Origin of the sequence: Paenibacillus endophyticus (assembly GCF_014192395.1) — a bacterium.
GTDB lineage: Bacteria > Bacillota > Bacilli > Paenibacillales > Paenibacillaceae > Pristimantibacillus > Pristimantibacillus endophyticus.
Genome location: NZ_JACHXW010000004.1, coordinates 36897 through 51646, shown reverse-complemented (window position 1 = coordinate 51646; position 14750 = coordinate 36897). Strand labels below are relative to the sequence as shown.

13 protein-coding genes and 1 riboswitch are annotated in these 14750 nt (G+C 46.7%); of the genes, 9 read left to right on the top strand and 4 right to left on the bottom strand.

What is annotated here, in order from left to right; translation table 11 throughout:
• Nucleotides 1-134 precede the first annotated feature (134 nt).
• Both FHS16_RS07780 and FHS16_RS07775 read left to right on the top strand, forming a co-directional pair.
• Nucleotides 135-1235, top strand: coding sequence for a glucosaminidase domain-containing protein (locus FHS16_RS07780; protein WP_183560643.1), 1101 nt, complete (start codon nt 135-137; stop codon nt 1233-1235).
• An 80-nt stretch (nt 1236-1315) separates the two neighbouring features.
• On the top strand, nt 1316-1843 hold the full coding sequence (locus FHS16_RS07775; RefSeq protein ID WP_183560641.1) for a hypothetical protein: 528 nt from the start codon (nt 1316-1318) through the stop codon (nt 1841-1843).
• Between the two features lie 154 nt (nt 1844-1997).
• On the opposite strand, the gene FHS16_RS07770 is transcribed toward FHS16_RS07775, so the two are convergent.
• Nucleotides 1998-2144, bottom strand: a complete 147-nt coding sequence (locus FHS16_RS07770; RefSeq protein WP_183560639.1) for a hypothetical protein — start codon at nt 2142-2144, stop codon at nt 1998-2000.
• Nucleotides 2145-2299: 155 nt separating this feature from the next.
• Here FHS16_RS07770 and FHS16_RS07765 point away from each other — a divergent pair, with 155 nt between their 5' ends.
• From FHS16_RS07765 to FHS16_RS07755, 3 genes are all read left to right on the top strand, one after another.
• The gene (locus FHS16_RS07765; RefSeq protein ID WP_183560637.1) at nt 2300-3811 is read left to right on the top strand and encodes a spore germination protein; all 1512 of its coding nucleotides are present in this window, start codon (nt 2300-2302) and stop codon (nt 3809-3811) included.
• Nucleotides 3812-3821: 10 nt separating this feature from the next.
• Nucleotides 3822-5033 carry a Ger(x)C family spore germination protein gene (locus FHS16_RS07760; protein WP_183560635.1) on the top strand — a complete coding sequence of 404 codons (1212 nt, stop codon included), beginning with the start codon at nt 3822-3824 and terminating at the stop codon, nt 5031-5033.
• 287 nt (nt 5034-5320) lie between these two features.
• Nucleotides 5321-6415 carry a GerAB/ArcD/ProY family transporter gene (locus tag FHS16_RS07755; protein WP_183560633.1) on the top strand — a complete coding sequence of 365 codons (1095 nt, stop codon included), beginning with the start codon at nt 5321-5323 and terminating at the stop codon, nt 6413-6415.
• 56 nt (nt 6416-6471) lie between these two features.
• Here FHS16_RS07755 and trhO read toward each other — a convergent pair whose 3' ends face one another.
• Nucleotides 6472-7368 carry an oxygen-dependent tRNA uridine(34) hydroxylase TrhO gene (trhO, locus tag FHS16_RS07750; RefSeq protein WP_183560631.1) on the bottom strand — a complete coding sequence of 299 codons (897 nt, stop codon included), beginning with the start codon at nt 7366-7368 and terminating at the stop codon, nt 6472-6474.
• Nucleotides 7369-7591: 223 nt separating this feature from the next.
• Complete coding sequence (locus FHS16_RS07745) at nt 7592-8470, bottom strand: LysR family transcriptional regulator (protein WP_183560629.1); 879 nt, start codon at nt 8468-8470, stop codon at nt 7592-7594.
• Between the two features lie 115 nt (nt 8471-8585).
• Here FHS16_RS07745 and aroC point away from each other — a divergent pair, with 115 nt between their 5' ends.
• The 4 genes from aroC (at nt 8586) to FHS16_RS07725 (ending at nt 12299) form a co-directional block, all read left to right on the top strand.
• Nucleotides 8586-9641 carry a chorismate synthase gene (aroC, locus tag FHS16_RS07740; protein ID WP_183560627.1) on the top strand — a complete coding sequence of 352 codons (1056 nt, stop codon included), beginning with the start codon at nt 8586-8588 and terminating at the stop codon, nt 9639-9641.
• A 130-nt stretch (nt 9642-9771) separates the two neighbouring features.
• Nucleotides 9772-10740, top strand: a complete 969-nt coding sequence (locus FHS16_RS07735) for a 2-hydroxyacid dehydrogenase (RefSeq protein WP_183560625.1) — start codon at nt 9772-9774, stop codon at nt 10738-10740.
• Nucleotides 10741-10885: 145 nt separating this feature from the next.
• The gene (locus tag FHS16_RS07730; RefSeq protein WP_183561348.1) at nt 10886-11407 is read left to right on the top strand and encodes a GNAT family N-acetyltransferase; all 522 of its coding nucleotides are present in this window, start codon (nt 10886-10888) and stop codon (nt 11405-11407) included.
• A 274-nt stretch (nt 11408-11681) separates the two neighbouring features.
• Nucleotides 11682-12299, top strand: a complete 618-nt coding sequence (locus FHS16_RS07725) for an NAD(P)-dependent oxidoreductase (RefSeq protein ID WP_183560623.1) — start codon at nt 11682-11684, stop codon at nt 12297-12299.
• An 81-nt stretch (nt 12300-12380) separates the two neighbouring features.
• On the opposite strand, the gene FHS16_RS07720 is transcribed toward FHS16_RS07725, so the two are convergent.
• On the bottom strand, nt 12381-14432 hold the full coding sequence (locus tag FHS16_RS07720) for a molybdopterin-containing oxidoreductase family protein (protein ID WP_183560621.1): 2052 nt from the start codon (nt 14430-14432) through the stop codon (nt 12381-12383).
• A 168-nt stretch (nt 14433-14600) separates the two neighbouring features.
• Nucleotides 14601-14712: riboswitch (purine riboswitch) on the top strand.
• Nucleotides 14713-14750: the final 38 nt, after the last annotated feature.

Sequence of the window (14750 nt, the reverse complement as noted above, 5' to 3'; positions counted from 1 at the left end):
ACCTCGTCTTTTGATGGACGGACCGACATATACTCATCACAGACCGTCCACTTTTTCTCGATGCCTGCTTATAATCGTGATCTAACTTATATCGTAACAGGTATACTTCATTAACTTAAGGGAGAGGTATAATCATGCGAAAAAAGTTGAGTCAGCATTTATTTGTTTATTTTCTTATATTGTCGTTAATCGTCACATTGGGTATGTACGTGCAACCTTTGAATAATGATGCTAAAGCGCCTGTCAGCAGCACCTTGCCGGCGGAGGAAACGCTGATTGCCGTATCGGAGCCCGTACTTGAGATTCCGGCGATTGAACCATCTCCAGCTTTAATCCCCGCATATACGCCACCCTCCACACAGCATCATGCATCAGTCATTAAACCAACCCTTTCCATGACCAGTCCTCCTGAGCCAAAGCAAACTACCGAAAACAAGCCAGTCTCGGCGGACATTATTGAAAAGCCGCTGCCTACATATGAAGTTACTGCCTTTTACTTAAACATACGGAAAGAGCCGAATGCCAAATCCGAAATTCTAAGCGTCGTGAAACAGGGAACGCCATTGATGATTACAAAAGAAACAGCAAATGGTTGGTTAGCGCTGAAAGACGGCGGATTCGTCCATGGCGGGTATGCCAAAAAAATGAAAAAAGAAGTTTCCATTCTGTCTGTCCCAGATTCAAGCAACAGACAGCCAACAATCGCAATCCTAGACAACGGCGCGCAAATTGCGCAGCAGTCTGAAAGCATAGATGAGAGCATTGAATCAAAGAACGAGGAGAGCGCTGAAGAGAAGCTGAACGCGCCAACCTCGATCGTCGAATCCGATTCCGGTCTAACGGAGGAGCATATCGCTACCATATTTGAAGGGACGGCGCTATCGGGGCATGATTTGGAACAAGCTATCCTAGAAATCGAGGATGAATACGGCATCAATGCTTACTTTACGATCGCTGTTATGAAGCTGGAGAGCGGGAACGGAAAAAGCCGTTTGGCTAAAAGCAAAAATAACTTGTTTGGCTTAAACGCCATTGATGGAGATAAGTACAACAAAGCGTTCAGCTTCGAAACGAAAGGGGACAGCGTACGCAAATTCGGCCAACTGCTCTCCAAAAACTACGTAGGCAAAGGTCTTACCACCATCGAGAAGGTGGCTCGGAAATATTGTCCTGCCAACTCCAAGTGGTCGAGTTTAGTCAAAACCATTATGAAAAGCGATTATCGAAAGCTGTAGCATGGCAATTTTACAGCCAATATGGTATTTTCAACTTCTAGGTGATTGAATAAGATCATTGACCAAAGGAGGCTGCCGCTATGAGCGATATGGTTCAAAAAATGCCCTTCGGCTATGAACCGCCAGTAGATGAGCGGAAAGGCACAATCGTATATTATGATTCCTTCGAGCATACAACAGATCGAGAGCTGGACCTCGCAGCTTCGATTGCCAAGGAGCGTTCTTTTCGCAAGCTGGTGCTTTATCCCCTGCACGAGCAAAGCATGAAACGGATGTCCAAAGAGGAAGTTAAGCCCTTCTACAAAAGGGAGGATCGACTGCATTTATGGAAACAGGAGCGCGGAGCAGCCGATGTTGTCGTTGAAAGACTGGAGATTAAACGAAAAAAATATACGCCGATCGATTCGGCACTGAGACATTTGGCAGAGACTTATCCGAAACCATTGTTTTTGCTCATGACGGGCGAGTTGGCTAATTTGTTCGCATCCTATTCATCCTTCGATGAATGGATCATCAAAATCAGATTGCTGCTAACGGAAGAGCCCTCCAGCTTGCATCCGAAGCTGATCGCAAACAAGCATAGATGGGAATCCATTGTGAAAAAATAGAAAAGAGCTGCCCGCAGACATCGTCGCGGACAGCTCTTTTTTTGACGTATAGGAAAGTATATGGGTTTGCTCCTACTTTCTCTATACGTTTCGCTGAAACGATGGCGTCTATTGAAAGGACGCCGACAGGCGTTTCTTCTTATGCAACAAAATTCTAGCCAGTTGATGGACTGTTTGGCACATGGCCTTTCTGATTTCGGTTTTCTTCAGTCGAAGCAGCTGTGTTATTCTCAGCTTCGCTTGAGCTTGCTGCGTAAGCCTCGTTTTTTGCAGGTATGGATTGGTTTTTGTGCTTTGCCATTTGATAACCTCCACTTGTTCATATGCTCGTCTTAGAAAGCAAACATAGGTTAACCATGTTCGGTGGATTTCATTTGCAGGAATCGCTGATTGGATAGAAAACGAAGGACTGGAAAATAATAATCCAACCTAGTTCCATGAAAGGGAACCTATGAAATGAATGCAATAGCCTTTGATCATGATCAGACTATTTCACCGCATATCGAGAAGTCACGCGTTCAAATGGAGGCTTTGCTGAAAGACTGCAGCGATGCCGCTTATTTGGAATGCAAGCTTGGCGGGCAAGTAAAAGGCATATTTTGTTACTTCAACGGTCTAACGAATGAAGAACGATTGAATGAAATTAGATTTGAAATGTCAGATTGGGATATCGGGAATGCGGAGAAATGGTTGGAGTCAGTGGAGCAGGAAGTCACGTCTTTCAGTTGCACAAGAATGGAATCGTTTACCGATATGATGGATCAAATGACGCTTGGCAATTCGATTCTACTGGTCGACGGTTTTGATTTCGGCTTTGTATTCTCGCTGTCGGATTGGCGGAAACGGGCGATCGAGGATCCGGTTGCGGAATCCGTCATCCGAGGACCGCGGGAAGGTTTTACGGAGTCCCTTGATGATAATATGGCGATGCTAAGGAGGCGAATTCGCAAATCATCCTTGAAAATGAAAGGGATGGTAATTGGTGATTTCACCAAAACAAGGATCGTAATCGGTTATATTGAGGAGCTTGCCGCCCCGGAGCTAATTAAAGAAATCGAAGAGAGGCTGTCAGCCATTAAGGTGGACGGCATACTGGAGAGCGGCAATATTGAAGAATATATTGAAGATGAGCCGTATTCGCCGTTTCCGCAAATGATCTCGACTGAACGTCCAGATACGGTAGCTGCGGGTTTGCTTGAAGGACGAGCCGTCATCTTCACGGACAATACGCCTTTTGCATTGGTGGCGCCAATCAGCTTATTTTCACTGCTTCAATCACCAGAGGATTATTACCAACGCTTTCTAATCTCTACATTTATCCGTTGGCTGCGTTATTTGTTCTTTTTGGTTGCACTGCTAGTTCCGTCTGCTTACGTTGCTCTGCTTACCTACCATCAAGAAATGATTCCTTCTGCACTTCTACTCAGCATAGCGAAATCACGAGAATCGATACCTTTCCCCGCGCTGGTTGAGGCCTTCATTATGGAAACGATGTTCGAGGCGCTGCGGGAAGCGGGTGTGAGACTTCCGAAGCAGGTTGGCGCTGCTGTCAGTATTGTTGGCGCGCTTGTAATTGGACAGGCTGCTACCTCGGCAGGATTGGTCTCCTCGCCAATGGTTATGGTTGTGGCGATTACAGGCATTGCCTCTTTTCTGCTGCCTCATTATTCGATTGGGATATCCATACGTTTGCTAAGATTTCCGATCATGCTTATGGCCGGTGTTTTGGGATTGCTTGGCTTATTGCTCGGCGTGATCGGAATAGTTATCCACCTGAGCGGCCTGCGCTCTTTCGGTGTCCCGTACCTGTCGCCGATAGCGCCAATGATGGTCGGTGAATGGAAAGACGTCGTCATGCGGCCTCCTGGCTGGGTTTCGAGGCAAAGGCCAAAATTCACAAGAAGCGGGGGAGGCTTTCGTAAAGGAGCAAGACGCAAAAATATAGGCACTGCAAGCAATAAGGAGTGAGTAAACAGCGATGAATCGTTTCCGAACTCATGTGTTTCTATGCTGCCTATGCTTCTTAAGCATGGTGCAGCTAACCGGCTGCTGGGATCGGATGGAAGTCAACGATATTGCGATTATTGTCGGGGCTGGCATCGATCAAGCAAGTACGAATCAGGTGAAGCTCTCCGCTGAGATCTATATTCCCGAGGAGAATAATTCGGAGTCTCAGAGCGGGGGAGGAGTCACTACGAATAGCGGAAATGGCAAAACATTCGTTTCAAGCGCTACAGGCTCCTCGATGGCTGAAGCCATGTACAAGCTGCAAGAGCGTTTATCGCGAAAGCTCTATTGGGGCCATAATGATATTTTCGTATTTGGGCAAAAACGCGCAGAGAAAGGCATTCAGGATGACCTTGACTTCATTCTACGATATGTTCGGATGCGCGAGAGAGCCAATGTGTATGTCGCGGAAGGAAAAGCATTCGACATTCTCGGCATTATCCCTAAGCTCGAACCGAATTCGATGGAAGCGTTAAGCGAGCTTTCTAAAACGGAAATCAGCACGACTGTCGATTTAAAACAAGTGGTCCAGCAGATCGTAGAAACGCCTGACGAATCCTTTTCTATACCCTATATCAACCGTGGCACGCTTGTTACGGACAAAAAACATAATCGAAACCCAAACGTTTCTTATTTTCAGGGCGTCAGTCTTTTTAAAAAGACAAAGATGATCGGAAGCTTGAATACGGACGTTACTTGGGGATATTTCTGGATGACGAATAATATTAAAGGCAATACGATTATTGCGCTCGACATGCCTCACCACGAAACGATTGCCATCCTTCTCACGGGAAGTAAAACGACGTTAACACCGCGGATTACCGCAGATGGGAAATGGATAATGAAGGTTAAGGTTCGCAGCGAAGGCAATCTGCTGCAAAATACGTCCGCCATTGATTTCATGAGTCCGAAGCAGCATGCAGAAATGGTCAAGCTTGCTAATGAAGAGGTAAAATTCAGCATTACGAATACGATGCGAATTTTACAAAAAAAATACAAGGTAGATGTCGTTCAATTCGGCGATGAATTCCGCAAAAAATACCCGAAGCAATGGAAAAAAGTGAAGCCCAATTGGAGTACAGCCTTCCAGCAGGTGCAGCTTGAATTAGATGTCATGGTTGATATCCCGCGACCTGGATTTCTAAATAAATCGATCGTTCAAATGAAAGATGTGAGCAAATAAATGCCTTGGACAACAATAGCAATTGTATGGGGAACGATCGGTGTATACGGCTTGGTGAACCAGTCATGGAAGAAGCACACAAGGCATGATAAGTTGCTCATCTTCAGCCTACTTGGCTTATCATTGCTTTTATCTGTTTGTCTCGGCATAAACCCGAAGCTTCCTGGGTTAACAGAAGGGGTAAATGCACTGCTTAGCCCCTTTAAAAGCTGGTTAACACCGTAAGCTAAAATAAATGCTTTTACGAATGGATACGAATTGACGGTTCAGATAAGGAGATGGATGCTATGGTACAGGGCAGGATATCCGCCTTTCAATTATCAATTCTGATGTTTCAGCTTATACTGAGCTCCTCTGTTTTATTGATGCCATCGATTTCTACTGCTCTTTCGGGCAAGGATATGTGGATGACACCGATTCTCAGCTCGGCACTTGGTTTCTTTACAATCTGGATGGTGCTTAAAATTCATGAAATCTCTCCTAATGGATCGTTTTTAGAGCTGCTGGAGACAACATGTGGGCGATGGGTAGGCAAATGCTTCAGTTTAGCTTTTATTCTTTTCCAAATTCATATTGTAGCTATTACAATTAGAGATTACGGCGAATTTATCGTTACGAATTTCTTTTTGAAAACACCTGTCCAAGTGATCATTGGCGCTATGCTGCTTTTGTGCGCTTGGGTCGTGAAGAGCGGTATCGAAGTGATGGCAAGAACCGGTCAAATATTCATCCCAGTTATTACTTTATGTACATTGGTTATTTGTATATTGCTAATACCGGAGCTTGACCCCACCGAGATTCTGCCTATATTCGAACGAGGGGCCGCCCCGATTGCAAAGGGAACGGTCGTCGTGGCAGGATGGTTCTGCCAGCTTTCGCTCATTCTGTTCATTTTGCCACTAGTGAAAGACGTAAAGGAAGTACGCAAATGGGGTTACCTTGCCGTGACGGGAATTATGCTGATGATGCTGATAGCTAACCTTACCGCTTTTTTGCTGATGGGGGAGAGCACCGCTTTTTTCAACTATCCCTTGTTAACCGCTTCACGCTATATTGCTTACGCCGAATTCTTCGAGCATGTTGAAGCTGTCGTCATGATGGTATGGGTGCTTGGAGAGTTTTTTAAAATCAGCTTCTATTACTACGCGATCTGTAAAGGACTTGAAGAAACCTGTAGGGTATCCAAGCCTGAAGCATTGGTCCTGCCCGTGTGTGTGCTCTTGTTTACATCAACCTTCTGGCTCGCCAAGGATTTTCAGACGGTAGGGGATTTCATAGCGGTATCCGGAACGCTGTATATCCTCGCCGGCAATTTGATTTTTCCGTTATGCATTTTTTTCGTTGCTCGAATGAAACTGCGGTTTAAAATGAATCAAACATAAAACTAAGCTTGGCTTCCTTAAAGAGGAAGCCAAGCTTAGTATGAATTACGGTATCCTTATTTAACGCCGACAACATGCTCCTCGCAAGCTGTAGAGCAATAGCCGTGCTTCGTTTCTTGACAATCCGTGCATACGATATGCTGCAAATGGCAGGAATCATCCGCGCAATTGATATACGTGTCAGCAGGCTCGCTGCAATGATGGCATTTGCCTACGACAACCGCTTCATCGGTCTGATTGATGACAACGGAGGTACGCTCATCGAAAACATAACACTTGCCATCGAACAGCTTGCCTTGCACTTCCTCGTCCTTGCCGTAGGTTACGATCCCGCCATCAAGCTGATAGACATCATTAAAGCCCTCGCTCATCATGACGCCGGTCAGCTTCTCGCAGCGGATGCCGCCCGTGCAATACGTAAGAATAGGCTTGTCTTTAAATGCGGCCATGTTCTCGCGAAGCCATTCCGGAAACTCCTTGAATGTCTCAAGATCTGGGCGGATCGCGTTGCGGAAGTGGCCCAAATCATATTCATAGTCGCTGCGGCCATCCAGCACAATAACATCTTCCCGCTGCAAGTACTCATGGAATTCCTTCGGGGAGAGACGAGTGCCGCTTAATGTATTCGGATCAAGCGGTTTGTCGTAACGAAGGGTTACGAGCTCTTTTTTGTATCTTACGAAGATCTTCTTGAACGCATGCTGATCTACGTCGTCGATTTTGAACACCATATCCGCAAACAAAGGGTTGGCATGCATATGCTCGATATATTGCTCCGTCTGCTCAACGGTTCCCGAAAGGGTGCCATTTATGCCTTCGTCAGCAATAAGAATGCGGCCCTTCACGTTTAATTCCTTGCAATATGCGAGATGCTCTGCGGCAAACTGCTCAGCATCGGGTACAGCTACGAATTTATAATACAATAAAACGCGATAGGGTTTAGCTTCGTTCATCATAGTCGTTCCTTTCCGGTAAACAAATAAAAGCATACTATATTATAGTTGACTGGTATCATAATTTCAATAGAAAGACTTATGAAATCAGATGTCCAAAACGCTTCAGCTCAGGGTGCATTGGGTGAATCTGAGCGCCTAAGCATTTTGAGTGCGCATACTAATCCGTTAACCAGCAAAACATGTATTTGAGCCTCTCAGGCAAAGGAGATGCTCCTTGGCATTAAAACAACAGCTCTACGAATCGTTTGGCGGCAATTGATAATGAAGTCTCACGTTTGAAGGCTAACCCGATGGAACGGATCGGCACGGTTTCGCTTGGTTTAAGCGCAAAGAGCTTCGCATCATTCAATAGTTCCTGTATGAAGGTTTGAGTGACAAATGCTGCGCCGTAACCTCGAATGGCGAGCTCGACCAACATGTCCATACTGCTTAGCTCCATATCGGCCTCGGCCTTTATCCCTTGCGACAAAAACCATTGATCCACGAACATTCGCGTACTGCTTCCTTCGGATAGAAGCAGAAGCGGGGTATCTGCCAGCTGTTCCACCGTGATCGTTTGGCCGGACAGATGCTGATACGCGGTGCCTACGACAAAGCATTCTTGAATGTCTGTCACATGCTGCACGGTCAGCTCAGGGTCTGAGAATGGCAAATGTACGAAGCCGATGTCGATGATCCCCGCTTTTAGCCTTTGCCGAATGTCAGCCGTTTTGCCTTGAAGTAAGCGAATGCGAACGGCCGGATATTCCGCCTGGAAAGAATCAAGTAGAGGGAGCAGCAGATGCTTAATGACGGGACCGCTGGCTCCAATTTTTAATTCGCCTGCGCTCATTTGCTTGAGCGCCAGTAATTTCGCCTCCCCTTGCTGCAGGATAGCGAATGATTTCTCAGCATACTCAAGTACGGCTGCACCCTCAGGGGTAAGTTTCACTCCTTTGGAGAGCCGATCGAACAGCTTCACCTCAAGCTGCGCTTCTAATTGCTTGATCGCATAGCTAACGGAAGGCTGTGTGATATGGAGATCTTGGGCCGCCTTCGTTAAATTGCCGAGTTTCGCGGTATGCATAAATATGCGATACCAATCCGTGTTAGCTTGCATGATATAATCCCTCTCTATGGCAAGAGTGTTTTTTTTTGATTTCATTTATTTCATTAACGAAATTATAATGGACAGATAAAGAATGCGTCAATGCATTCATTCGGGAGGAATTAGCATGGCAGGGAATACCTATGGCGAAAGTTTTAAAATTACGACCTTTGGAGAATCACATGGAGAAGCCGTCGGGGTTATCGTCGATGGCGTCACCCCAGGGGTAGAGCTGGATGAAAAATACATACAAACCCAGATGGACAGACGCAAGCCTGGCCAATCATCCGTCACGTCTCCACGCAAGGAGTATGATGTCATCAGCATACTTTCGGGAATGTTCGAAGGAAAAACGACAGGAACACCGCTCTTTATTATGCTGCACAATAAAGATATGAGGCCGGATGCGTACAGTGATATTCAATATTCGTTCCGGCCAGGTCATGCGGATTACACGTATTTGCAGAAATACGGCATCCGTGACCACAGGGGAAGCGGGCGAGCATCCGGACGCGAAACGGCGGGAAGAGTTGCAGGAGGTGCAGTAGCCCGCAAGCTGCTTGAAGCAAAGGGAATCAGCGTCGTTGCTTACACGACCGAAATCGGCGGCATTAAATGCGAAACGTTCGTGGAGGAATCAATTGAACAAAATGCCGTGAGAGCATGTGACCCCGAGGCTGCCGTAAAGATGATCGAAAAAATCGAGCGTTTGGCGGAGATTGGCGACAGCTGCGGCGGGATCGTAGAGTGCCGTATAAGAGGCGTGCAACCCGGCATCGGCGAACCTGTCTTCGATAAGCTCGATGCGGAGCTTGCCAAAGCAATGCTCTCTATCGGGGCGGTTAAAGGCATTGAATTCGGAGCTGGCTTTGCTGCTGCGGGCATGCTTGGCAGCGAGCATAACGATGAGATGAATAAAGAAGGATTCCTTAGCAATTTTGCAGGTGGCATTATAGGCGGCATTAGTACGGGGGAGGAGATTGTATTCCGGATCGCGGTTAAGCCTACCTCTTCGATTTCGTTGCCTCAGCATACTGTTGACATCCACGGCAACGAAAAAATGATTGAAACCATTGGCAGGCATGATCCATGCATTTGCCCGCGCATTATTCCTGTCGTAGAAGCGATGGCTTGTATCGTTGTCGAGGATTTATTGAAGCGTCAAGCAGCTATGCATGCATGAGCATAAGCATGAGCATTACATTCTAGAAATGGCAGGATTGACCGAATGCTGAAATAAACCGAGCTTGGTGCTCGGAAACTCTTGTTATGTTATGATTATTTATAATAACGCGCACGAGAGGAGACCATCCATGAAACCAAACGTTTTTATTGACCGAAATGTGTCTAGCGAGGTAGAGGCCTACCTGGCTCAATACTGCACGGTCGACAAATGGGAAGAGTCTTCCCCTATACCTCGCGAAATTTTGCTGAAGAAGCTGGAGAATGCGGAAGGGCTCTTGACTGCCGGAACCCAAGTAGACGCCGAACTGATAGAAAATGCACCTCGGCTAAAAGCCGTAAGCAGCATCAGTGTAGGTTACAACCATTTCGATTTAGACGCGATGAGGGAGAACGGTATTATTGGGACGCATACGCCACATGTTCTTGATGATACGGTTGCAGACCTAGCTCTGGCTCTTATGCTGGGTACGGCAAGACGAGTTGCCGAACTGGATCGGTATGTAAAGGAAGGTCAATGGAAAGCTGGTATAGGGAATACATGGTTTGGACAAGATGTTCATCATGCTAAGCTCGGAATAATCGGTATGGGCCGAATTGGCGAAGCCGTGGCGCGCAGGGCGAGGTTTGGCTTCGACATGGATGTCGCCTATTTCAATCGCAGCCGCAAGCCGGAGGCTGAAGCGCAATTAGGCGTCCGCTACTTATCTCTTAATGATCTGCTCGCTGAATCGGATTTTATCGTTATGCTGGCGCCATTAACGACTGAGACCAACAAGCTAATCGGACAAGAACAATTTAAGCTAATGAAGCCGACAGCGATTTTTATTAATGTTTCGCGTGGGCAAACGATTGATGAAGCTGCTTTGATCGAAGCGCTGCAAGCTGGAACGATAACGGCTGCTGGCCTTGATGTGTTCGAGCAGGAGCCTATTCCAGAGAACCATCCCTTTTTGACCATGAATAATGTCCTTACGCTTCCGCATATCGGATCTGCAACCGAAGCGACTAGAGCTAACATGGCGATGCTGGCCGCTCGGAATCTTGTGCATGCGTTAACGGGACAAACCCCGACTAATACTGTCGCCGAGCTTCGATAAACTTCTTATTCGCATTCATATTGTTTATTTACGTATAGAAGATCTCTATTTGCTACTCATCCAATGAAGTGATAAAGTGAATTCATCGTCATTCCGATTATTCGAATCGGGATTTATGAATTTCATTGAACAAAGAGGTGGCATGATGAGCGAGGTATATCGATTAGCTCAATTAGAAGATGCAGAGAGACTTCTTCATGTAGTATATGAGGCTTATGTAACGATTAGAGAGCTTGATCTGCATTGGCCGGCTGCTCATGCCGATCTGGCATTGATTCAAGATAATATTATTTCAAATGAGTGTTATGTTCTGGATGTTGACGGTGAAATTGCTGCGACGGTTACTTTATCTAAAGGCGATGAGGTTAAGTCGATTACGCCATTTCCGTTTATTAAATGGTTTGCCGTTGACCCCGCCTATCAAGGAGTGGGCATCGGCAACAAACTGCTTAGCTGGCTTGAGCAAACCATAATAAAGGAGAAAGTCGGAGCTGCCGCAGTAACGCTTGCAACTGCCGAGAAGCATCCATGGCTTCTTGCGATGTACGAGAGGCGAGGGTATGAAAGGCTGCATGTTTTTGACTTTGAAAACGGGGACGGTCCTATGCATCTATTGAGAAAAATCGTCAATCCGATCCAGTATGAAGCTCAATCCGTGGAAATGTGAATAAAATAGGACTACTTCCAAATTAGTTGTGGAAATTCAGTTCCGATTCATTTACGTGAGATAGGTTTAAAACTGCCTTCAGCGCCATTTTTACAGTAGCGTTGAAGGTTTTTTGTCCATGTAATGAGATTGGCCAGATCTGCATAACCCTTATGGTGCAGCTCCAGTACTCATACTTATACTCATGCTCATACTCATTCAAGCTTTACTTTTTGGCTTTGGCTGATCATGATGATACGATAGGAATGGTTCATCCAAGGGATAGAAAAGAGGATTGGTTACTATTGAGCTTTTATTATTTGGCGCTACTGGTAAAACCGGGCAATATATCGCACGTTATTTGACGGAGCAGCAGGTTTCATATCGAAGGTTTGTGCGCTCTGCGGAGCAGATGCTGCCTGGAAGCTTTTTAGGGGATGTACGTATTCCGCAAGACGTAGATCAAGCGATGACCGGCGTTACATGCGTCATTTGCGCACTCAATACCGAAGGAAACGGCACATTAGCATCTGGACTGGGGCATATAATCGAGGCAATGAAGAAGCATAAGATCAGAAGGCTCATTACGATTGGAACCGCGGGTATCCTTCAAAGTGAAGTACAGCCCCATCTGTATAGATATCTATCTGTTGAAAATAAACGGATCCACCACGAAGCGGCAATAGAGCATGAATCCGTCTATAACATGCTCCTTCAATCGGAGCAATTAGACTGGACAGTCATTTGTCCAACTAGGCTCGTAGAAGAAGAGCGTACAGGAGAATACCGTGTTCGCAAGGATGTATTGCCAACTGGCGGGACTGCTATTTCGTTTGCCGACACAGCTGCATTTGCGGTTGATGTTTATATGAATGAGAAGCACATCCGCGAGCGTGTAGGCATTGCTTACTGAATGAGATCGAAACAAACAACCTGTATGCCGCATGAATGCGGCATACAGGTTGTTTGTTTGGTGACATCGATTATTGTCCCATTAAGTTGCCTTCAGTCTGACAACTGCGACGCGATTGGAGAAGAAAGTAGCTCCACCGCCCATATCCGCCAGACGTTGAGGCGTGAGTGCATTGACGGCTTGATGTCCTTTTCGATGATCATCCCACCAAAGTCCTTGTGTTACGAGAACGCCGGGAAGCACGTCACTTCCTATGCGCAGCCTGATCTCGACCTCGCCACGGCCGTTTCGTACTTTCACCCGCTCTCCGTCCAGCAAGCCCAAAGCTTCTGCGTCGCCGCTATGCATATGCAGCAGCGGCTCCTTCTCCAGCTTCTGTAGCCGTTCTTGGTTCGCGAAGGTCGAGTTGATAAAGCTATGGTTCGGTCCCGTCATAAGCAAGAAAGGATAGATTTCAGGCTCTTTCAAGGGTGAGTGCGTTGGAAGGGGGGAATAACCGTCCTGCAGCATCTGCTCGGAATAAAGCTCGATTCTGCCAGACGGCGTTGGAATGACAGAGGTTACAGCAGGCAACGATTTCCCGCCGGCCTTCATCCAAGAATGCGACTGCAGCGCTTCGAACGTAATCCCCGAAAGGAATGAATTATGCTTACTGTCCAACGCTTCTCGAATCATTTGTTCCTCCGTAATATCAAACGCCTCATGTTCAAAGCCCAATCGCAGCCCCAGCTCCTTGAACAGCGTAAAGTTGGACTTGCATTCTCCCATAGGCTCCATTATTGGCTCGTGAAGCTGTAAATAGAGATGCCAATAGGAGGTGTATAAATCCAGATTCTCGAAATGGGATGTAGCCGGCAGCACGATATCCGAATATTTGCAGGTGTCGGTCAGAAATAAATCATGCGTGACGGTAAATAGGTCGTTACGCATAAGACCTTTGCGAACCCGGTTCTGATCGGGAGCCACGACTGCTGGATTGCTGTTATAGACAAACAGCAAGTTGACCGGGGATGCGGAATCTAGAAGGGCATCGCCAAGCTGATTCATGCTTATCGTTCTCACGCCAGGATCCGGCATTAAGTCCGGCCTTTCGATTTGGTCGGCGTTAAGTCGTGAATACCAGCTGTTGCCCTTTATTGCGCCGCCGCCGCGAACACCCCATTGGCCCGTCAGAGCAGGCAAGCATGCTATCGTTCTTATAGCCATGCCGCCATTGTCATGATGCTGCAGGCCGTTGCCGATTCGAATAAAAGAAGGAGTGGTCTTCCCGTACAAGCGGCTAAGCTCCTCGATCTGCTCAGCTGGTACACCAGTAATCCCTGCAACGTATTCAGGCGTATATGCCAATGCTTGAGCTGCAAGCTCATGGTATCCTATGGCGTGCTGTTCTAGAAATGCTTGATCCGCAAGCCCGTCTCGAATAATGACATGCATCATTCCGAGTGCGAGCGCAGCGTCTGTTCCGGGGCGCAAATGGATGAACTGATCTGCCCACGCCGAGGTTCGGTTGCGATGAACGTCTATATGAATGATCGTAGCGCCGTTCTTTCGTGCTTCGGTTGCCAGCATGGCTTGATGCATATTCGTTGATACTAAGTTGCAGCCCCAGATAAGAAATAGTTTCGCATGAACCGTTTCTTCCGGGTCAATTCCGATGGAGCCACCCATCGTATAAGCATAACCTGCTGATCCTGCCGCATTGCAAATGGTCCGGTCAAGCCTGCTTGCGCCGACTCGATGGAAAAAACGCCGATCCATTCCTTCTGCATTCAATACGCCCATATTGCCATAGAAGCTATACGGCAATATCGCTTGCGGCCCATCCTTCGCAATAATGGCTGTCATGCGGATGTTGATTTCATCGTAGGCTTCTTCCCAAGTTATTCTCTCGAAGTCCATATTTCCTTTTGGCCCTTTGCGCCGCATCGGGTAAAGAAGCCGTTCAGGGTGGTACACGCGGTCGTTTAGCTGCCTGACTTTATTGCATATAGCGCCGCGAGTCACAGGATGTGCCGCATCGCCAGTAATTTTCGTTATTTTTCCTTCTTCGATCGTTACGCTGAGCCCGCATGTATCCGGGCAATCAAAGGGGCAAACAGAACGAACTGTTCCATTCTGAACAATAGTACTCATGCAATCTCACTCCATCCGATATCCGAAATTATGTTTTCCTATCATAGCATAAGAAGCGGGTGGTCATGCCGTTAATTTTGGCGGATCGAGAGGGAACATAGCTTTTCCAGTGAAACACCTATTGACTTAACCTTACTTGTCATGTAACATTCATAGTGCTTAAGAAATCGATTACCAACTGAATAGCTTCGTATAACCTCACGACATTTTTGGATCAAGCAGGGTGAGGGTTTCTACGGGGAGCCTTAACTTCCTAACTACGAATATGCGATCATTACGCGATGATCTTGTATTCCTAGTTAGGATTTTTTGCGTTTA